This is a genomic window from Salarchaeum japonicum (assembly GCF_049705945.1).
GTDB classification, from domain to species: domain Archaea; phylum Halobacteriota; class Halobacteria; order Halobacteriales; family Halobacteriaceae; genus Salarchaeum; species Salarchaeum japonicum_A.
Genome location: NZ_JBNAMV010000004.1, coordinates 1,624,926 through 1,642,885 on the forward strand (window position 1 = coordinate 1,624,926; position 17,960 = coordinate 1,642,885).

At 67.5% G+C, this 17,960-nt stretch carries 20 protein-coding genes; 10 read left to right on the forward strand and 10 right to left on the reverse strand.

Translation table 11 applies throughout. From position 1 onward, the window contains the following. Positions 1-48: 48 nt before the first annotated feature. Positions 49-657: an undecaprenyl diphosphate synthase family protein gene (locus ACOZ4O_RS10550; RefSeq protein WP_424525271.1), complete on the reverse strand. Its 609-nt coding sequence runs from the start codon at positions 655-657 to the stop codon at positions 49-51. A gap of 83 nt (positions 658-740) precedes the next feature. Here ACOZ4O_RS10550 and ACOZ4O_RS10555 point away from each other — a divergent pair, with 83 nt between their 5' ends. Beyond that, a complete protein-coding gene (locus ACOZ4O_RS10555; RefSeq protein WP_424525272.1) occupies positions 741-2,039 on the forward strand; it encodes a DUF92 domain-containing protein in 1,299 nt (432 codons plus the stop codon). On the opposite strand, the gene dnaG is transcribed toward ACOZ4O_RS10555, so the two are convergent. The 3 genes from dnaG to ACOZ4O_RS10570 form a co-directional block, all read right to left on the reverse strand. Further along, a complete protein-coding gene (dnaG, locus tag ACOZ4O_RS10560) occupies positions 2,031-3,395 on the reverse strand; it encodes a DNA primase DnaG (RefSeq protein WP_424525273.1) in 1,365 nt (454 codons plus the stop codon). The genes ACOZ4O_RS10555 and dnaG overlap by 9 nt on opposite strands. 53 nt (positions 3,396-3,448) lie before the next feature. Then, positions 3,449-4,834 (reverse strand): MFS transporter, encoded by a 1,386-nt coding sequence (locus ACOZ4O_RS10565; RefSeq protein WP_424525274.1) that lies wholly within the window; start codon positions 4,832-4,834, stop codon positions 3,449-3,451. Between the two features lie 116 nt (positions 4,835-4,950). Then, positions 4,951-5,229 (reverse strand): PadR family transcriptional regulator, encoded by a 279-nt coding sequence (locus tag ACOZ4O_RS10570; RefSeq protein WP_424525275.1) that lies wholly within the window; start codon positions 5,227-5,229, stop codon positions 4,951-4,953. 59 nt (positions 5,230-5,288) lie between these two features. On the opposite strand from ACOZ4O_RS10570, the gene ACOZ4O_RS10575 reads away from it, so the two are divergent. Further along, a complete protein-coding gene (locus tag ACOZ4O_RS10575) occupies positions 5,289-6,176 on the forward strand; it encodes a DUF6293 family protein (protein ID WP_424525276.1) in 888 nt (295 codons plus the stop codon). Between the two features lie 34 nt (positions 6,177-6,210). On the opposite strand, the gene ACOZ4O_RS10580 is transcribed toward ACOZ4O_RS10575, so the two are convergent. Then, positions 6,211-6,879, reverse strand: a complete 669-nt coding sequence (locus ACOZ4O_RS10580) for a DUF1405 domain-containing protein (RefSeq protein ID WP_424525277.1) — start codon at positions 6,877-6,879, stop codon at positions 6,211-6,213. 176 nt (positions 6,880-7,055) lie between these two features. Here ACOZ4O_RS10580 and pdxS point away from each other — a divergent pair, with 176 nt between their 5' ends. Further along, entirely contained in the window at positions 7,056-7,964 is a 909-nt protein-coding gene (gene pdxS, locus ACOZ4O_RS10585; protein WP_424525278.1) for a pyridoxal 5'-phosphate synthase lyase subunit PdxS, read from the forward strand. Positions 7,965-7,993: 29 nt separating this feature from the next. Here pdxS and ACOZ4O_RS10590 read toward each other — a convergent pair whose 3' ends face one another. Together ACOZ4O_RS10590 and ACOZ4O_RS10595 are read right to left on the reverse strand one after the other, a co-directional pair. Continuing rightward, complete coding sequence (locus ACOZ4O_RS10590; protein ID WP_424525279.1) at positions 7,994-9,181, reverse strand: PQQ-binding-like beta-propeller repeat protein; 1,188 nt, start codon at positions 9,179-9,181, stop codon at positions 7,994-7,996. A gap of 47 nt (positions 9,182-9,228) precedes the next feature. Then, positions 9,229-10,104: a homoserine kinase gene (locus tag ACOZ4O_RS10595; protein ID WP_424525280.1), complete on the reverse strand. Its 876-nt coding sequence runs from the start codon at positions 10,102-10,104 to the stop codon at positions 9,229-9,231. A gap of 107 nt (positions 10,105-10,211) precedes the next feature. On the opposite strand from ACOZ4O_RS10595, the gene ACOZ4O_RS10600 reads away from it, so the two are divergent. From ACOZ4O_RS10600 to ACOZ4O_RS10610, 3 genes are read left to right on the forward strand one after another with little or no spacing between them, the layout of a single operon-like run. Then, positions 10,212-11,525, forward strand: a complete 1,314-nt coding sequence (locus tag ACOZ4O_RS10600) for an NAD(P)/FAD-dependent oxidoreductase (protein WP_424525281.1) — start codon at positions 10,212-10,214, stop codon at positions 11,523-11,525. Between the two features lie 48 nt (positions 11,526-11,573). Beyond that, entirely contained in the window at positions 11,574-12,149 is a 576-nt protein-coding gene (locus ACOZ4O_RS10605) for a TetR/AcrR family transcriptional regulator (protein ID WP_424525282.1), read from the forward strand. Between the two features lie 42 nt (positions 12,150-12,191). Continuing rightward, positions 12,192-12,854 (forward strand): MBL fold metallo-hydrolase, encoded by a 663-nt coding sequence (locus tag ACOZ4O_RS10610; protein WP_424525283.1) that lies wholly within the window; start codon positions 12,192-12,194, stop codon positions 12,852-12,854. Here the strand turns inward: ACOZ4O_RS10610 and ACOZ4O_RS10615 are convergent. Further along, positions 12,851-13,399 carry a DUF6149 family protein gene (locus ACOZ4O_RS10615; protein ID WP_424525284.1) on the reverse strand — a complete coding sequence of 183 codons (549 nt, stop codon included), beginning with the start codon at positions 13,397-13,399 and terminating at the stop codon, positions 12,851-12,853. The two genes, ACOZ4O_RS10610 and ACOZ4O_RS10615, sit on opposite strands and share 4 nt — an antisense overlap. Before the next feature lie 129 nt (positions 13,400-13,528). Here ACOZ4O_RS10615 and ACOZ4O_RS10620 point away from each other — a divergent pair, with 129 nt between their 5' ends. The 3 genes from ACOZ4O_RS10620 (at position 13,529) to ACOZ4O_RS10630 (ending at position 15,598) form a co-directional block, all read left to right on the forward strand. Next, positions 13,529-14,767, forward strand: a complete 1,239-nt coding sequence (locus ACOZ4O_RS10620) for an NAD(P)/FAD-dependent oxidoreductase (RefSeq protein WP_424525285.1) — start codon at positions 13,529-13,531, stop codon at positions 14,765-14,767. Between the two features lie 164 nt (positions 14,768-14,931). Continuing rightward, positions 14,932-15,138 carry a hypothetical protein gene (locus ACOZ4O_RS10625; RefSeq protein ID WP_424525286.1) on the forward strand — a complete coding sequence of 69 codons (207 nt, stop codon included), beginning with the start codon at positions 14,932-14,934 and terminating at the stop codon, positions 15,136-15,138. Positions 15,139-15,178: 40 nt separating this feature from the next. Continuing rightward, positions 15,179-15,598 (forward strand): DUF7124 domain-containing protein, encoded by a 420-nt coding sequence (locus ACOZ4O_RS10630; protein ID WP_424525287.1) that lies wholly within the window; start codon positions 15,179-15,181, stop codon positions 15,596-15,598. Here ACOZ4O_RS10630 and ACOZ4O_RS10635 read toward each other — a convergent pair. Together ACOZ4O_RS10635 and ACOZ4O_RS10640 are read right to left on the reverse strand one after the other, a co-directional pair. After that, positions 15,595-16,380, reverse strand: coding sequence for an ABC transporter permease subunit (locus ACOZ4O_RS10635; protein WP_424525288.1), 786 nt, complete (start codon positions 16,378-16,380; stop codon positions 15,595-15,597). The two genes, ACOZ4O_RS10630 and ACOZ4O_RS10635, sit on opposite strands and share 4 nt — an antisense overlap. Next, positions 16,373-17,269, reverse strand: a complete 897-nt coding sequence (locus tag ACOZ4O_RS10640; RefSeq protein WP_424525289.1) for an ABC transporter ATP-binding protein — start codon at positions 17,267-17,269, stop codon at positions 16,373-16,375. Before ACOZ4O_RS10640 ends, ACOZ4O_RS10635 begins: the two co-directional genes overlap by 8 nt. An 86-nt stretch (positions 17,270-17,355) precedes the next feature. Here ACOZ4O_RS10640 and ACOZ4O_RS10645 point away from each other — a divergent pair, with 86 nt between their 5' ends. Beyond that, the gene (locus ACOZ4O_RS10645) at positions 17,356-17,907 is read left to right on the forward strand and encodes a DUF5815 family protein (protein WP_424525290.1); all 552 of its coding nucleotides are present in this window, start codon (positions 17,356-17,358) and stop codon (positions 17,905-17,907) included. The last annotated feature ends 53 nt before the right edge of the window (positions 17,908-17,960 follow it).

Below are 17,960 nucleotides of genomic sequence, written 5' to 3' on the forward strand. Positions count from 1 at the left end.
TGTCCTACCAACCGAAATCTCGCGATTCGAGGAGTCACTGAATTCGGGCTATCGCCCGAATCTCCGCTGACGGTTCTGATAATCCCGAATAGCGCGGAGGTAGTCGCGCTTCCGGAAGTCCCGCCAGTTCACGTCGGTGAAGTAGAGTTCGGCGTAGACGGACTGCCAGATCATGAAGTCGCTGAGGCGTTCCGCGCCGGTTTTGACGACGAGGTCGGGTTCGTCGGGGAAGACGAGGCGGGATTCGATTTCGGACTCGTCCACGTCGTCCGGCGAGAGGTCGCCGGCGTCGACGGATTCGGCGATGGACTGGACGGCGTCCGCGAACTCGTGCTTTCCGCCGAGCCCCACCGAAATCTGGATGGGTTCGTCGGCGCGCTCGGTGTCGCTGGGGCCGCGCACGGCGACCTCGCGGGGCGCGTCGACGGTGGCGAGTTCGCGTTCGAGCGTCGGAACGACGGTCTCGTCGAGCACGCTCACGTACACGGTGACGCGCTCGGCGCCGTAGTCGAACGCCCACCGGAACGCGTCGCTGAGCGTGCCGTACGCGCCCTGCTCGAGGAGGTCGCGTTCCGTGATGACGAGCGCGACGTGGTCGGGAGTCGGCGTGTCGTCCCGGCGCACGCGAAGCGCGAGGTAGTAGTCGTAAACGCCCACAGTCCGTCTCCTCGACGCGCGGCCTAAACCCCTCCGCTGTTCGGGAGCCTTAAGTGCGGCGCAAGTGAAGCAACGGCGTTACCGTGACTCTCCCGCTTCGGCGGGCGGCGGCGTACGCGCTCTGTAGTCTCCTCGCGCTCACCGCCCCCTTCCTCGGCCCGTACGCCGCCGCGCCGTTCGCCGCGGTGGCGGCCGCGGCCTACGTCGTCCGGGACGGCGTCGTCTTCCGATTGCTCGCGTTCCCGTGGGACGAACACGCGGAACGCCTCCGGACGTTCATCGGATTCGCGGGCGGCGCGGCCGGCCTCGCCGTCCTCGTGCCCGCGCTCGAGCTGCCCGTCGTCGTGTACGTCGCGACCGTGCTCGCGCTCGCGTTCGGCGACCTCGGCTACCGCGCCGTCCTCGACTATCGAGAGTCCCGCGTGTACGCGACCGCTGGGTTCGCTGTGCTCGGCACACTCGCTGCATTCCTCGGCCAGCTCGCGGTCGTGGAAGCCGGTGCGACCGCCGCCACTCCGCCGACGTACGCGTTCTTCGCAACTGCTGCGGCATTGCTCGCGGCGCTCCTCCGAGCCGTCTTCACCGAACGCGACTCCCCCCTCCTCCTCGCCGTCATCGCCCTCCTCCTCTGGCTGTTCTGGACCGTCGCCGACCCCGTTTCCTGGACGCGCATCGCCGTCGCGCTCGCGCTCACCCTCGGATTCGGCGCGCTCTCCTTCGTCGTCGGCTCCAGCTCCATCCCGGGCCTCCTCACCGGCGTCTTCCTTGGCCTGCTCGCGGTCGTTCTCGGCGGCTACGGCTGGTTCGCCGTGCTCATCACGTTCTTCGGCCTCGGGAGCTTCGCCACCAAGTACCGCTACGAGGAGAAGAAATCCCGCGGCGTCGCCGAGGAGAACGAGGGCGCACGCGGGAGCGGGAACGTCCTCGGAAACTCCGCCGCGGCGCTCGTCGCGCTCCTCCTGTTCGCGTCCGCCGCCCACCTCCCGTGGAGCGCGCAGGTGTTCCTCTACGCCTACCTCGGCAGCGTCGCCACCGCACTCGCCGACACGCTCTCCAGCGAAATCGGCGGCCTCTACGGACCGCCCCGCCTCCTCACAACGCTCGAACCCGTCGAACCCGGAACGGACGGCGGCGTCACCTGGCAGGGCGAACTCGCCGGCGTCGCGGGCGCGGCACTCATCGCGCTCATCGGCCTCGTCGCGTTCTCCCTCCCGCCGCTCGGCGTGCTGCTCGTCGTCGCCGGCGGCCTCGTCGGCATGACGGTCGACAGCATCGTCGGCGCGACCCTCGAAGGCGGCCTGTTCGGCAATCAGTCGGTGAACTTCACCGCCACCGCGAGCGGCGGCTTCGCGGCCGCCGTCCTCGCGCTTCTCTTACTCTAACTCAGAAACAGTGTGCACGCGGACCGCTGCGGGCTGTTTCACGTACTCGCCGCGCTCCGTTCCGACGACCCGGCCGACCCCGCGCTGCGCCGCCACGTCGAGAAGCCGCTGCGTCACCGCGCCGTCCAGCAGCACGACCGCCGGCACCGGGTCCGCGTCGACGAGCGCGTCGAACGCCTCGGCGGCGGCGACGGCCTCCAGTTCCACGCGTTCGCCGTCGAGGAACCGCGCCTCGCCGGACTCCACCACGTCCGCCGCGAGGTCCGCGAGCGACGCCGGCTCGACCGACTCGACCGCCACCGCTGCCTCGGTGCTCCCCGTCGTTTCCGCTGACTCTTTCCGGGTATCCGCTGCTTCCGCTGCCGTCTCCGCTGCCTCCGTCGCCGTTTCAGCAGCCTCTGTGGCTGTCTCGCTACCGGCCGTTGTGGACACCGCGGATGCGCCCGCCACATCTCCCTCGCCATCAGCGTCCTCGCTGTCGTCGGAGGGAGTGGGTTCGCCGTCGGTGGGTGTGGGGACGGTTTCGGTGCTGCCGTCGGTCACCGCGGTGGGTGTGTCGCCGCTCGCGTACGGCGTCTTGTTCCGGAGCGCGGCGTCCACCTGCGCCCGCGAGAGGTCCTCGACGGATTCGTCGTCGGGTGCGCGGGCGACGTAGTCGATGTTCCCGACCTGCGCGAGTTCGCGGCGGATGAGGTCGCCGCCGCGGTCGCCGTCGAGGAAGACGGTCGTCGTGCGCTCGCGGGTGAGGTCGGCGACGGCGTCGGGGACGTTCGTTCCCTCGACCGCGATGGCGTTCTTCACGCCGTACCGGAGGAGGCGCTTCACGTCCGCGCGGCCCTCCACGACCACGACCGCGTCCGAGGACGCGACGTGCGGGCCCGCCGGCAATCCCTCGTACTCCGTGATGTCGGCTTCCTTCGCGGACTCCCGGACTTCCTCCAGGAGTTCGTCGCTGTCCAGCACGCCGTCGTCGAACGCGGTCGCGAGCAGTTCCTTCGCGCGTTCCTTCACCTCGCGGCGCTTCGCCGCGCGCACGTCCTCGATGTCGGCGACGTGGACGTTCGCACGGCAGGGACCGATGCGCTCGACGGCCTCCAGGGCGGCGGCGAGCACGGCGGTTTCGACGCGGTCCATACTGGACGCGATGGTGATGGTGCCGGTGGAGCGACCCTCGGTGTGCTCGACGCTCACGTCGATGCGGCCGAGTTTCGAGGAGCTCTGGAGGTCGGGGATATCGAGGCCGTCCCCGAGCAAGCCCTCTGTCTGCCCGAAGGCCGCGCCGACCACGTCGCTGCGTTCGATGACGCCGTCGGCGGTGAACTCGGCGTGGATGAGGTATTTCGAGGTGTCTTCCATCGGCAGTGTCGGGAAAAAATTTGTGTCGGCGATGGAAATACCTGTCGTCGGCGCTAGGTCAGGGGTTCGCCCTTCGTCTCACGGCCGAACGCGAGGACGACGAGGCCGCCGAGCACGAACGCCACGGCGAGCGGCGCGAGCGCGACGAGGTAGCCGATGTCGACGAGCGCGCCCGCGAGAATCGGGCCGATGACGGCCGCTATCTTCCCGACGCCGCCCGCGAACCCGTTCCCGGTCGCGCGCGCTTCGGTGGGGAAGAGTTCGGGCGTGTACGCGTAGATCGCGCCCCACGCGCCGAGCGTGAAGAAGGAGGAGGCGAGGAGCGCGAGGAAGAAAGGCCAGAACCCGCTGAGGCCGAGGCCGAAGCCCGCGCCCGGCATCGCGCTCGCGAACACGAACGTGAACACGCCGGACGCGACCAGGTAGCTCCCCAGCGTGAGCTTTCGGCCGATTTTCTCGACGAGGTAGGCGGCGCTCAGGTAGCCGGGGAATTGGACAATCGCGATGAGGAGGAAGTAGACGTAGACGCTGCCGAACGTCAGACCCCCGACGGAGAACGAGGGGACGGTGCCGCTCGCGCCGAACGTCTGCGGGAGCCAGATGAACACGCCGTAGTACCCGAAGTTGATAGCGAACCACGCCGCCGAAATCATCACCGTCTGCACGCGGATGTCGGCCTCGAACAGCCGCCCGAACCCGGGGGACTCCATCGGCGTCACGTCGTCCGCGTCGATGAGTTCGACCTCCTCACCGTTCTCTTCAGCGATGGCGCGCAGGCGGTCGTTCGCGGCGTCGACGTTCCCCGTGCGTGCGAGGTAGTACGGCGTCTCCGAGAGCTGGGTGCGGATGACGAAGACGAGCAGGCCGGGCACCGCCGAGGCGACGAACAGCAGCCGCCAGCCCTCGACGGCGCCGAAGACGGGCACCGAGACGGTGCCGCCCGTCGGGAGGAACGCGAGGAAGAACCACGCGAGGCCGACGGCGAGCCCGTAGCCGAGCGGCCAGAACGCGTCGAGGTAGACGAGGTAGCGGCCGCGGCGGTTGGTCGGGAGGTGTTCGGAGAGGTAGGAGGTGTCGACGGCGAGCGCGCCGCCCAACCCGACGCCGGTGAGGAAGCGGAGGGCGAACCCGCTGTAGAAACCGACGGCGAGCGCGGTGAGGCCGGCGAACACCGTGTAGGTGAGCACGGTCCACTGGAACGCGGGTTTGCGGCCGTACTGGTCGGCGATGTATCCCCAGCCCCAGTTCCCGACGACCATGCCCATGAGGCTCGCGGAGCCGAGGAAGCCGGCAGCGAGGCCGCTGAGGCTCCACGCGTCGAGGAGGACGGGGAGGGTGAAGCTGATGAGGATGACTTCCATGCCGTCGAACGCCCACGCCGTCCCGCAGATGGCGAGGAGGCGGCGGTGGAACCTGCCGACGGGAATCCTGTCTAACACCGACGATACTGGGATACTTCGCTTTTCGGACATCCGTGTACTCGACCCCGACGATTCAATACCTCAAAAAGATTGTGTCTATACGTTCGATAGTCGATGTCGGAGAATAATTTTCTTCAATCCGTGAGTGCGTCGGACATCCACTCGAACTGTTCGCGGATACCGTTCTCTCCGGTCTCCGTCAGACGGATGCGCTCGCGCGCCCCGTCCGCCGTCCGCACCACTACGCCCTGCGACTCCAGACCGTCGATAGCGCCGTGGAACGTCTTCGGCCGCACCCGGGTCTCGTACTGCTTTTCGAGCGCTCGCTTCACCCCGCTCACCGTCGGGTCGTCCAGGCTGGCGATTGTAATGCATACGTCCCGCCGCAACCCCGACTGCAACCACCGAGACATACCCCACTCGTCGAGCGCCGACGAGTAGTCTTTTGCCGTTCACGACCCCACTCGAGAGTATGCAGACGCACGTCATCCCGGTCGGGTTCGACTACGACCGGCTCATCGCGCCGCTCGTCCGCGACCGCCTTGACGTGGACCGAGTGGTGCTCTTGGAGGGCGCGGTCGGGAGCGAGGCGAACGTCGAGTACTCCCAGCACCTCGCGGAGAAACTCGAACAGGACTTCGAGAACCTCCTCGGCGCCGAGACCGACCGCGTGTCGGTGCGCGACGTGTACGACTACGACGCCGCGTTCGCGCAGGCGTTCGACCTCATCGCCGACGAACTCGACGCCGGCGGCGAGGTCTGGGTGAACATCGCGTCGATGCCGCGGACCGTGAGTTTCGCGTTCGCGACCGCCGCGCACTCGCTCGCGGTCGAACGCGAGGAGGACCGCTCGCGCATCCACACCTACTACACGGCCCCCGAGAAGTACCTCGAAACCGAACTCGCGGAGGAACTCCGGAAGGAAATCGACCTGCTCTCCGACCTCGACGCCGGCGACGTGGACGACGGTCGAATCGCGGAGCGCGTGGAGAGCGCGCGCGCCCTCCTCGACGAGTTCGACGAACGCGGAACCACCATCGGCGCGAAGGAAATCGACGGCCGGCACGTCGTCGAAATCCCCGTCGCGTCGTTCTCGAACGTCAAGCCGTTCGAGGAACTCGTCCTGTTCACCCTCGGCGAACACGGCGAGTTCGCGAGCGTCAGCGACCTCGCAGAAACCCTCGCGAGCGACCTAGGAGAGGAGTACACGGACTCCTTCCGCTCGAAAGTCATCTACAACGTCGACCGCTTGGGGCCGGGCGGGAAGGGCTACATCGAACAGGAACGCGAAGGCAAATCCCACCGCACTCGCCTCTCCCGCATCGGCGAACTCTGGGTGCGCGCCCACGAAAACGACTGATTCCGCGGGTACTCTCTCATTCAGCTTCTTCGTTTCAGTTCCGCCGTTTCAGCTTCTCGGCTCTCGTCGCGAGCGCGAGGAAGGTCGCGAGCAGCGTGAGGGTGACGGCGGCGACGGCGGCGAGGTCGTGCGCGCGAACCGAGTGGTCGATAGCGCCGGCGACGTACTCCGCGCGGAGCGTCGTGTGGTGGAAGTCGCCCACGAGGGGTGCGACGTAATCCACCACGTCGTTGAACCAGTACCAGCCCGCGGCGACCGCGACCGCGGGCACCGAGAAGGACGCGTAGCGGTGGATGGCGAACGCCTCGACGGCCATCGCGGCGTGGCTCAGGACGAGGAACCAGTACATCGCCCACCAGAGTTCGCCCTGGCCGTTCACGACCAACTGGACGAACGGCGTCCACAGGCCGAGTTTGATGCAGCCGAAGAAGGCGAGCGCGTGCAGCCACTCCGCGTCCCAGTCCAGCCGATACGCGGCGAGCGACAGCCCGATGAAGAGCGTGGCGACGGGGCTGTCGGGGACGACTACCCACGCGAGCAGCGGCGTGGTTTCGAGCTGGAAGCGGTAGTACCAGAACCCGAACGCGGTCCCGACGAGGTTCACGAGCACGATAACCGGGAGCAGGCGGAACGCGAGATCCTCCAGGGCGTCCGGGAGTGGCGCGACGTACCACGGGAGGTCGTTGCGCGCCGGAATCGTCATACCGGGGAATCGGCGGACGCCATCAAAGCATCTGCGGTTCAGTTGCCAGACTGAACCCAGCGAACGTTAGTTTGCGTTGGTTCAGCCGTGAGGCTGCGCCCAGCGAAGTGGTGGGTTTGCGGTCCGTGGTGTGGGCAACCAGACTCGTTAAGGCACTCCCGGCGGAAGTCCCGTGTATGAGCGAAGAGACCGACATCGAGGAGTTGAAGCGAGGAACCGACCTCGTGAAGCGCGGGTTCGCGCGGATGCAGAAGGGCGGCGTCATCATGGACGTGGTGAACCGCGAACAGGCGCGCATCGCGGAGGACGCGGGCGCGGTCGCGGTGATGCACCTCGAAGCGGTGCCGGCGGACATCCGGAAGCGCGGCGGCGTCGCGCGGATGGCCGACCCGAGCGGGATTCAGGAGGTCATCGACGAGGTGTCCATCCCGGTGATGGGGAAGGTCCGCATCGGCCACCGGAAGGAAGCCGAAATCATGGAGGTCGCGGGCGCGGACATGATCGACGAGTCCGAGGTGCTCACGCCCGCGGACGACAAGTATCATATCGACAAGCGCGACTTCACCGCGCCGTTCGTCTGCGGCGCGCGCAACCTCGGCGAAGCGCTGCGCCGCATCCACGAGGGCGCGGCGATGATTCGCACGAAGGGCGAAGCGGGGACGGGCGACGTGAATCAGGCCGTCCACCACCAGCGCACCATCAAGAGCGCGATTCGGAAGCTGGAGGGCATGAACTACGAGGAGCGCGAGATGTGGGCGCGCGAGCACGAAGCCCCGAACGACCTCGTGCACGAGACCGCCGAAATGGGGCGGCTTCCCGTCGTGAACTTCGCCGCGGGCGGCATCGCGACGCCCGCGGACGCCGCGCTGATGATGCACCACGAGTGCGACGGTATCTTCGTCGGCAGCGGAATCTTCGGCGCAGAGGACCCCGAGAAGATGGGGCGCGCAATCGTCGACGCCGTCAACAACTACGACGACCCTGAACGCCTCATGGAAATCGCCTCCAACATCGGGAGCGGGATGAAGGGCGAGGCGAACGTCGACCTCCCCGAGGAGGAGAAGCTGCAGGGCCGCGGGAACTAACGCGGTCGAATTTCTTTTCGCGACGGCGTTCACCGCAGCACGCGGAGCGACGGCTCTCCCTCGGCGTAGTCGACGAACGCGAGTCGGTCACCGACCGCTATCGGCGTATTGAAGCCGTCCCCCGCGAGCGACCACGCTATCGTGCCGGCGTCCCGGTCGCTCGATTCCGTTCGAACGCTCGCCAGCCCGAATCCCCGAGAACTCGCGAGAATCGCGTCTCCGACGACGCTGATTCCCGAGTGCACCGAGCCGTGCAGTCCGTGTTCGCCCATCCGCCACGCGACATCGCCGGTACTCGCGTCGAGCGCAACGATGTCGGAGGGGTCTGTCACGTACGCGCGGCCGTGCGCCACCGCCGGCGGCGACCAACACCCCGTCGCCGGCCACTGCCACTCCCGGTCGCCGGTCGCGGCGTCGAACGCGTGCACGCCCGACCGCACGTCGGAGACGTAGACGGTTTCGTCGACGATTACGGGACACGACCTGACTTTCTGGAGTGTTTGCCGCCAGGTGATGTTCCCGTTCGTTGAGTCCACGGCGGTAATCCCGGCCGCGTCGGGGAACACCACGACGCCGTCGCCGACCGCCGGCCCGACGTTCTCGAACTCCAGAAAGCTGTCCTTCGGCATGCGGTCGGCGTCCGTGTTCCGCCAGCGCACCTCGCCCGAGTCGGCGTCGAGCGCGAGGTACGCCTCCGCGGACCGCACGAACACCGTGTCATCCCCGAGCGCCGGCATCGTCACGCTGTCAGCGGAGAGCGGCGTCTCCCACAGCGTTCCCTCGCTCTCCGTCATCGCTGAAACGCGAGCCGTATCCGTCTCGTCCTGCCTGCCTTCCGTCGGGACGTACACTGTTTCACCGTCGAGACACGGCGTCGCGGCGACCGCACTCGCTGTCTCGATTCGCCGCGCGAACGCGCCTCCCTCGAATGGAACGAGACGCACGCCTGCCTCGTCACCGACGACGAGACGGTTCTCGTCGGCGACCGGCGACGTGGCGACCGACCCCTGAAGGCTGTACGACTGCTCAGTTTCGGGTGGACGTGACGGAACGGAACCCGCGGCGTAGCTCGCCCGATGCGTCGCTGTTCGGCCGTACGACTCCCACATTGCTGCTCCGTCGACTCCGTCACTGGCGTCGTCGGTTCGGCCGAGCGCGCTACACCCGGCGAGTGTGAGCAGTCCGGTTGCGAGTAGTTCCCGTCGCTGGAGGGACATGAATCCGAATACGAAACCTCTGCATAAAAAACGTCGAGTCGGTTTGGTTACAAGATTTCCGCGCCGGTGCCGACGCCGGACTGGTAGGCACGGGCGTCCACACCTTCTCTCTCGAAGCCATCGACGAGCGCTGACGCGACCTCGCGCTGGCGGCCGGGATAGCAGACGGCGAGGACGCTCGGGCCGGACCCGGAGATGGTCGCGCCGGTCGCGCCGGCTTTTTTGGCGTGGTCGACGGCGCGCGCGTAGCCGTCGATGAGCGCGGCCCGGGCGGGCGTGACGACGTGTTCGCGCATGCCGCGGCCGACGAGCACGGGGTCGTCCTGCTCGAAGCCGGCGGTGAGGGTCGCGGCGCTCCCGACGGTGTCGACGAGGTCTTCGATGGCGACGGAGTCGGGGACGACGCGCCGGGCGTCCCGGGTCGAGACGACGATTTCGGGGAGGCAGGCGACGAGCGACACGTCCGTGGGGATGCTGGTGATTCCGTCGTCGCGGACGATGGTGAATCCGCCGAGGATGGCGGGCGCGACGTTGTCCGCGTGCGCTTCGCCGGAGACGGCGGCTTCCCCTTCGGCGGCGACGCGGACGAGTTCCTCCTGGCTGAGCCCGCAGTCGTAGAGTTCGTTCAATGCGACGGCGGCGGCGGCGGCGCTCGCGGCGGACGACCCCAGTCCGGAGGAGGGGCGCACGCCCTTCTGGATGGTGATATGGGCGGGGGCGTCGAGTTCCCGCGCGACCACGCCCGCCGTGTTCCGCGCGGGGTCGGTCGGGATGTAGTCGCTCCCGTACCCCTCGACTTCGAGCGTCGTCGTCTCCGCGCGCTCGACGGTGACGCGGTCTGCGGGCCGGTCGAGCGCCACCCCGAACACGTCGAAGCCACTCCCCAAGTTCGCGCTCGTCGCGGGCGCCCGTACCGTAATCATGGCACGGAGTAGCGAAGGCGGGGGGAAAAGACTAGCGGGTGTTCCAGGGCGGCGGGCGCGCCGGTCCAACCGTAACCGTAAACCGCGCCCCTCGCGGAGTACGGGGCATGATCGGTATCGTCGGCGGCGGTATCGCGGGTCTCGCGGCCGCCCGACGGCTCCAGAAGCACGGCGAGGACGTGCGCGTGTTTGAGGCGTCGGACGCGCTCGGCGGGCTGGCCGCGACCTACGAAACGGCCGGCGACCCAATCGAGAAGTACTACCACCACCTCTCCGCGAGCGAGGAGACCATCGTCGACCTCATCGACGACCTCGGGCTCTCCGACGACCTCCACTGGCCAATCGGGAAGAACGCCTACTACATGGACGGCACCGTCCACCCGCTCGACAAGCCATGGGAGATACTCGCGTATCCCCACCTCAGCCTCTACGACACGTTCCGCCTCGCGATGCTCACGCTCGAAGTCGACGTGCGCGGCGGCATCCCCTCGTTCGACTCGTACGAGAACCTGGAGGACTTCGAGGACGTCCCGATAAAGGAGTTCCTGCTCGAACACACCACTCGCGGCGTTTACGAGAACTTCTTCGAACCCCTCCTGAACGCGAAGTTCGGCAGTCGCAAGGAGGACGTGTCCGCCGCGTGGCTGCTCGGCCGCATCAAATTCCGGGGCGAACGCGACCTCCTCCGCGGCGAACCGCTCGGCTACCTCGACGGCGGATTCGGGCAACTACTCGACCGCCTCGTCGCGGACGTCGGACGGGAGAACATCGCGACGAACGCGCGCGTCACCGGCGTCGAGTTCGCGGACGGCGCGGTCGACTCGCTCTCCGTCGACGTCGCGGGCGAGGCGGAGACGCACGACGTGGACGACGTGGTCGTGGCAGCGATGCCGAACGTGCTCGAAGCGCTCACCGGCTACGAGTGCAATATCGAGTTCCAGGGCACCGTCTGCTCGGTGATTTCGATGGACGAGTCCCTCACCGACACGTACTGGCTGAACATCGGCGACGACGCGCCCTTCGGCGCGCTCATCGAGCACACGAACTTCATCCCCGCGTCGAACTACGGCGGCGAACACCTCCTCTACGTCCCGAAGTACATTCAGAGCCCCGAGGAAGACATTTGGGGAATGGATGACGACGAGGTCGAGGAGCGCTGGCTCTCCGGCATCGAGGAGCTGTTCCCGGAGTTCGACCGTGACTCCGTGAACTGGATTCGAACCACGAGGAACCCGCGGACGGCACCCGTGTACGAGCGCGGCTACCTCGACATGGTCGTTCCCTACGACCTCTCCGAGGCGGTCGCGGACGGCGTCTACTACGCGGGGATGGCGAGTCGCGCCCAGTACCCTGAACGCAGCCTCAACGGCGGTATCGTTGCCGGCTACGAATGCGCGGACCGAATTGTGGGCGAGAAATAGCGGTCGGACCGGTGGACTTTTCCCGCTGGCTGACTAACTGGTCAGTCAATGAGTGAGACGAAGGAGGAGATACTGCGGGCGACCTACCACGCGCTCTGCGACCACGGCTTCGCCGACCTCACCATGCAGGCCATCGCCGACGAGGCCGGCGTCAGCAAGTCCCTCCTCCACTACCACTACGACACCAAACAGGACCTCATCACGTCCTTCCTCGGGACGTTCACCGAGCGATTCGAGGACAAACTCGACGCGCTCGACGCCGACGACCCCGCCGAACGCCTCGACCTCATCGTCGACCGCCTCCTTTTCGGACAGAACGACAGCGACCAGACCGACTTCGGCCGCGCGTTCCTCGAACTCCGCGCGCAAGCCCCGCACGAACCCGCGTACCGCGACCAGCTCGCGGCGAACGAGGAGTTCCTCCGCGCCGTCCTCGCCGACACCATCGAGGACGGCATCGAACAGGGCGTCTTCCACGACGTCGACCCCGAGCGCACCGCGCGCCTCCTGCGCGCGACGATGGACGGCGCGCGCTCCCAGCACATCACGCTCGGCGACGACACCCGCGAAGTCGTCCGGGACGCCCTCGACGACCACGTCCTCAGCGACCTCCGCGTCGAGTAGGACGCGCGAACGGCTTTTCCTCCTCGCGCCCCCAGCCGTGGTATGGTGCGCGAACTCGCGGACGGCGTCTGGCACATCGACCTCTCCGGCACGAACGCCTACCTCGTCGCGGACGACGAACTCACGCTGGTCGACGCGGGAATGCCGTGGCACGCCGACGACATCGCAACCGCCGTCGCGGACGCCGGACACGCCGTGACCGACATCGACCACGTCCTCGTCACGCACTACGATATCGACCACGTCGGCGGTCTCCCGAACCTCAAGGGCCTCGACGCCACCATTTACGCGGGCGAACGCGACGCCGACCTCGTCGCGGGCCGCGAGAAACCGAGCCTCCTCGACCGGAAGGGGGCGTTCCAGCGGCTCGCCGGCGTGCTCACCGCGCCGCCGTCGGCGCACGTCGAACCCATCCGGGATGGGGATACAATCGGTAGTTTCACCGCCTACCACACGCCCGGCCACACCCCGGGCCACGTCGCGTACGTCGGCGAAACGCTCGACGTCGCGTTCCTCGGCGACCTCGTCCGGGAATCCGGGGGCGAACTCGACCCGAGCCCGTGGTATCTCAGCCACGACACGGACGACGTTCGCGCGAGCATCCGCGACCTCGCCGCCCGCGCTCCCGACTTCGCCGTCGCCTGCACCGGCCACGGCACGCCGCTCGTCGACGGCGGAAGCGACGCCCTCCGCCGACTCGCCTAGGCGTCTATCTCGTCGCTTCGGTCGCCCTTCTTCACGTCGCCGTCCGCCGTCTTCACGTACACGTCGTCAGCGTACCCGGCCTCGGCGTTCGAGAACTCGCCGCCCTCCAGTTTCTCCGGCGTCGCGGGCGCGTCCGGCAGGCCGTCCGCGGGCGCGAACTCGCCGAGCGGGTCCTCCACCGTGATGTCGTGCGCGTCGAAGAACTCCCTGTAGCGCGCGTAGTGGTCCTCGACCTCGCTCGCCGGGAACTCCATCATCTCCGTCCAGCCCTTCGTGTAGAAGTCGAACGACCCGACGACGTGCGTGATTTCGCGGGCCTCGGCCTCCGCGTAGCCCGCGTTCAGCGCCGCGAGGTACATGTCGATGGTCGCGTCGAAGAACGCCTCCAGGTGCGCACGGCGCTCCTCCGTGCGGTCGTCGTCCGCCTTCTCCAAGAACACGTCGACGTGCAGGTCGACGAGCCAGTCGTGCATCCGCTCGGAGACGACGGGGAGCGTGAGCGCTTGCTTCGTCGCGAAGTGCCGGACGTTCTGCGCTATCTTCATGTTTCCCTCATGGACGCACGCACACCTAAATCGCGGGGTTCCGCGCCACGCACGGCCGTATCCGGCAACTCGTGCCGGCATCGTAGGCGGATAGCAACCCACTTTAACCCCGAATACGACACTCTCGGTATGACCGAGTCGTACGTGATAATCGGGGACGGGATTTCGGGGAGTTCCGCCGCCGAGACACTCCGCGAGGCGGATCCGGACGCCGACATCACTGTCGTCACGGACGAGGGCGAACCCCTCTACAATCGCATTCTCATCAAGGAGTTCGCGAAGGGAAAACTCCCGGAAGCACCGATTTCTATCCACGACGAGGAGTGGTACGACGAGCGCGACATCGACCTGAAGCTGAACACGCTCGTCACGGACATCGACACCGACGCTCACGAGGTGTACACGCACGAGAGCGAGACGCTGGCGTACGACAAACTCCTCGTCGCCGCCGGCGGCACGCCCGTCCAGCTCCCCGTTCCGGGGAGTGACGCGGACGGCGTCCACCACTTCTGGACGTTCCAGGACGCGCGCCGCATCCGCGAGGACGCCGAGGAAGCGGACACCGGCGTCATCGTCGGCGCGGGCCTGCTCGGCATCGACCTCGCCGCCATCTGCGCCGCGCAGGGCGTGGACGCCCACTACCTGATGCGCGGCGACCGCTGGTGGCGGTACGCGCTCAGCCAGGACGGCGCGGACATCATCCACGACGCCCTCGACGAGAAGGGCGTCACGCCCGTCTTCGACTCCGGCGCGAGCGAGTTCGTCACGGACGACGACGGGAACGTCGTCGAAACTATCGACTCGAACGGCGAGCGCTACGACTCCGAGTTCGCGGGCGTCGCCATCGGCCTGGACTTCAACGTGGAGTTCATCCAGAACGCCGGGTTCGACATCGAGACCGGCATCATCGTGGACGAGTACATGCGCACCGGCGTCGAGGACGTGTTCGCCGCGGGCGACATCACGGAGTTCTACGACGTGGTGCTGGAAGACCACGCGCAGAACGGCTCCTGGGGCTCCGCGAAACAGCAGGGCTCCGTCGCGGCGAAGGCGATGGCCGCCAACGACGTGGAAGAAGACGTCGACGAGTTCCGCTGGGTGTCCTCGTACTCCATCACGCACTTCGACTTCCCCTTCCTCTCCTTCGGCTTCCCCGCACTCGGTGACGACGAGTGCGAGCGCACGTACGACGACCAGGAGTGGCGCCGCCTCACGTTCAAGGACGGCAAGCTCATCGGCGGCGTCCTCATCGGCAACCTCGCTCCGCAGTCGAAGTACAAACAGCTCATCCGCGAGGAAGCGCAGGTCGCAGACCAGAAGGACGTTCTCCTCGAGGAGAACTTCGACCTCGACGACCTCGACTTCTAACGTCCCTGCTCTGTCGTTCCGTTATCTTCCGTTCTCCCGCGCTGTCGACGGTTCAGTTCTCGCGTTCGGTCCTTCGAGTCTATGGTCGGGTTTTGCGACTACAGTAATCCTTATATTCTTGTCTGTCATTGACTAGCATAGCCCGTGGTGGCTGGTGTACCAACATGAATCCGACAGTGCGACTCGAACGCGCGGACGGCGTCCCGCAGGACGCTCGCGTCCGCGACTTCGACGAACTCGACTCCGACGTACAGCACGCACTCCCCGGCGCGGTCGACGGCGACCCGGTCACACTCGACGCCCCGACCGCGCTGGAGGACGGCGAAATCGTGAAGTACACCGGCTACTACCGCATCTCCGTCGCGGAGTGAAACGAAGGCGTTTTCCCCGCGCTCCCCCCACGTTTTCGCCATGAGCATGAGCGGCGGCAGCGGGGACATGACGCTCGCCTTCGAACTGTCCGCGCTCCAGGCACTCGCGAAGCCCGGGACGGCGTTCGCGGACGCCCGGCAGTGGACGGAGTACGTCGGCGTCGTGAGCGACGAACCGACGTACGTCGTCACGAACTTCACGCGCAAACGCCGCATCCGCCAGGACTTCTTCAGCGGCCCGAAGGGCAAGGAGGAGAGCCTCGCGTCCGTGAAAGACCAGTTCGACACCGAACGCCACGTGTTCGTCGGCACGAGCGACGCGGACGAGGCGCTTGCCGCCGAGGTCGGCTGGGAGTACCTCGCCGTCGAGGACGCCGCGTCGGCCGCGGACTGGGAGCTCGCTGACGAGGAGGAATCGGAGGACGTGTTCGAGGCCGAGGAGCGCGACGACTGGCCTTAGACGTCGCGCCGGCGGAAGTACTGGGCGCTCGCGGCGACCAAGACGACGGTGGCTGCGAGCAGGATGGCGGCCGCGAGGAAGTCGTACGTGTTCTCTGCGAGTATCGCGGTCGGGTCGAAGTACCGCATCGGCGCGACCGCGCCGAGCCACGCGTAGTCCGTCGCGGAGACCACGGTTTCGAACAGGAACAGGCCGAACACGGTCGCCATCGCGCCGCGCTGGGCGACGCTCGCGCGACTCGCGGCGACGCTGAACGCCAGCCCGATAGCCGCGCACGTGAGGAGGTACGGGATTGAGAGCAGGTGGACGGCGATGAGGTCTGTCGCGGCGACCGGGTAGCCGATGGCGTGCGTCGCGAGCCACGTAACGGCGGCGACGACGGCGTTCACGAGGAGGATATCGGGAACGACCGCGAGGTACTTCTCGGTGACGACGCGCCCCCGGGACACCGGAAGCGCGAGCAAAATGTCCATGCGCTCCGATTCCACGTCGCCCGCGACGAGGCCGGCGGCGCTGTACGCGAGGTAGACGCCGAGCAGTATTATCCACGCGAAGTGGTAGAGTTCGGTCGCGAGGAAGCCCTCGATGGTGCCGAACGCGCGCAGGCCGAACGCCTCCACGAACACGGGCGGGAGCGCATCCACGTACTCCGACACGTCGAACCCGGTCGCGATGGAGGGGTAGAACGCGGCGTACAGCACGCTGAACGCCGACAATCCGACGGAGAGTGCGAGCGCTCCGCGGACGCGCTTTCGCGCGCCGTACCGCGCGAGCTCAAGCATCGCTCTCACCGTAGAACGTCAGGAACACGTCCTCCAGGGGTGCTTCCTCCACGTCGAGTTCGCGGAGGTCGTACGCCCCGAACTCGGCGACGAGGTCGTTCACGTCCCCCGTGAACGTGAAGGAGAACGCGGTCTCTCCGCCGTCCCGCCACCGGGACACCTCGGAGGCGCCGTCCAAGTCGAAGGCGTCCTCGGGCGGGTCGCCCGCCACCCGCAGTCGGATGTGCTTCCCGCTGCGGTCGAGCAGGTCGTGCACGTCCTCCACGGTGACGAGTTCGCCCTCGCGGAGCACGCCCACGCGGTCGCACACCCGCCGCACTTCGCTGAGGACGTGACTGGAGAACAGCATCGTCGTCCCTCGCTCGCGCTCGTCCCGGACGAACTCGTTGAACCGCTCCTGGAGAAGCGGGTCGAGGCCGGACGTGGGTTCGTCCATCACGACCACGTCCGGGTCGTGCATGAACGCCTGCACCAGTCCGAGTTTCTGGACGTTCCCCGTCGAGTACTCGCGTATCTCGCGCTCGACCGGCGGCGTGAAGAGGTCGAGGAGTTCGTCGCGGCGCTCCCCGCCTTTGATGGATTCGTGGAGGTCGAGCACCTCGCGGCCGGTGCTCTGCTCGTCGAATCGCGGGTTCGACGGGAGGTAGCCGACGCGTTCGAGGGCGTCGAGGCGCTGGGACTCGACGGTCATGTCGTGGCCGAGCACGGACGCCGTGCCCGTCGTCGGGGACTGGAGACCGAGCAGGATGCGGATGGTCGTGGTCTTCCCCGCGCCGTTCGGTCCGAGGTAGCCGAACACCTCCCCGGAGTCGATGCTGAGCGTGAGGTCGGAGACGGCGGCGAGGTCGCCGTACCGCTTGGTCAGTTGGTCTATCTCGATGGCGGCCATACTCGGAGGACACCGCACGCGCGGATGAAGGTTGTCCCGGCCCGCCATGCGGAGGGCTTACCCGCGTTCGCGCGCCACACTCCCGTATGGCTGAACCCCGCGTACCGGACGACGACGGCGGCGATGGGGGCGACGGCGGCGCGAGCGACGGACTGGTCGAGCTCCCCTGTGGGGAGCGCGTGCCGCCGACGGCGTTCGACCTCGGGATGCGCGAGTACGACTGCGCCTGTGGCGACTCGCACGCGGTCGTGATGGACATGCATCCGCCGGGCCGGTTCCTCCCCGAGTCCATCGTCGACGTGCTCGAAACCGCGGTCGAACCCGCCGAGGACGACGCGTTCGAGGAGTTCGGCACTCCGCACTTGATGGGCGCGGTGATGGAGCAGGTGCCGGACGAGGTGGCGACGTACGACGCGAGCGCGGAGGGCGAAGTCGGGTACGCGCTGCTCTGGGTGTTCGACTTCGACTCCCGGACGCTCCACGAGTACGTGGTCGAACTCGTCGTGGAACTGATGGATCACGCGGTGAGCCACGCCGAGAGCGAGGGGGCTGAAGCGGAGTTCGAAGCGGAGATGGCGTCGTTCGACGTGGCCGCGTTCGTGGACGAATACCGGGCGGAGCGGGACTGGGAGGCGTAACGCGGCGTTCTTCTCTCGATGGTCGCGTGTTGGAGAGCCGTGCGACCGTCGGC

Coding starts and splice junctions, on each gene's coding strand:
- ACOZ4O_RS10570 (WP_424525275.1), bottom strand. CDS start 5,229: ATGTCTCGGTGGTTGCAGTCGGGGTTGCGGCGGGACGTATGCATTACA.
- ACOZ4O_RS10600 (WP_424525281.1), top strand. CDS start 10,212: ATGATCGGTATCGTCGGCGGCGGTATCGCGGGTCTCGCGGCCGCCCGA.
- ACOZ4O_RS10610 (WP_424525283.1), top strand. CDS start 12,192: ATGGTGCGCGAACTCGCGGACGGCGTCTGGCACATCGACCTCTCCGGC.
- ACOZ4O_RS10615 (WP_424525284.1), bottom strand. CDS start 13,399: ATGAAGATAGCGCAGAACGTCCGGCACTTCGCGACGAAGCAAGCGCTC.
- dnaG (WP_424525273.1), bottom strand. CDS start 3,395: ATGGAAGACACCTCGAAATACCTCATCCACGCCGAGTTCACCGCCGAC.
- pdxS (WP_424525278.1), top strand. CDS start 7,056: ATGAGCGAAGAGACCGACATCGAGGAGTTGAAGCGAGGAACCGACCTC.
- ACOZ4O_RS10645 (WP_424525290.1), top strand. CDS start 17,356: ATGGCTGAACCCCGCGTACCGGACGACGACGGCGGCGATGGGGGCGAC.
- ACOZ4O_RS10595 (WP_424525280.1), bottom strand. CDS start 10,104: ATGATTACGGTACGGGCGCCCGCGACGAGCGCGAACTTGGGGAGTGGC.
- ACOZ4O_RS10625 (WP_424525286.1), top strand. CDS start 14,932: ATGAATCCGACAGTGCGACTCGAACGCGCGGACGGCGTCCCGCAGGAC.
- ACOZ4O_RS10630 (WP_424525287.1), top strand. CDS start 15,179: ATGAGCATGAGCGGCGGCAGCGGGGACATGACGCTCGCCTTCGAACTG.
- ACOZ4O_RS10580 (WP_424525277.1), bottom strand. CDS start 6,879: ATGACGATTCCGGCGCGCAACGACCTCCCGTGGTACGTCGCGCCACTC.
- ACOZ4O_RS10590 (WP_424525279.1), bottom strand. CDS start 9,181: ATGTCCCTCCAGCGACGGGAACTACTCGCAACCGGACTGCTCACACTC.
- ACOZ4O_RS10635 (WP_424525288.1), bottom strand. CDS start 16,380: ATGCTTGAGCTCGCGCGGTACGGCGCGCGAAAGCGCGTCCGCGGAGCG.
- ACOZ4O_RS10620 (WP_424525285.1), top strand. CDS start 13,529: ATGACCGAGTCGTACGTGATAATCGGGGACGGGATTTCGGGGAGTTCC.
- ACOZ4O_RS10575 (WP_424525276.1), top strand. CDS start 5,289: ATGCAGACGCACGTCATCCCGGTCGGGTTCGACTACGACCGGCTCATC.
- ACOZ4O_RS10605 (WP_424525282.1), top strand. CDS start 11,574: ATGAGTGAGACGAAGGAGGAGATACTGCGGGCGACCTACCACGCGCTC.
- ACOZ4O_RS10640 (WP_424525289.1), bottom strand. CDS start 17,269: ATGGCCGCCATCGAGATAGACCAACTGACCAAGCGGTACGGCGACCTC.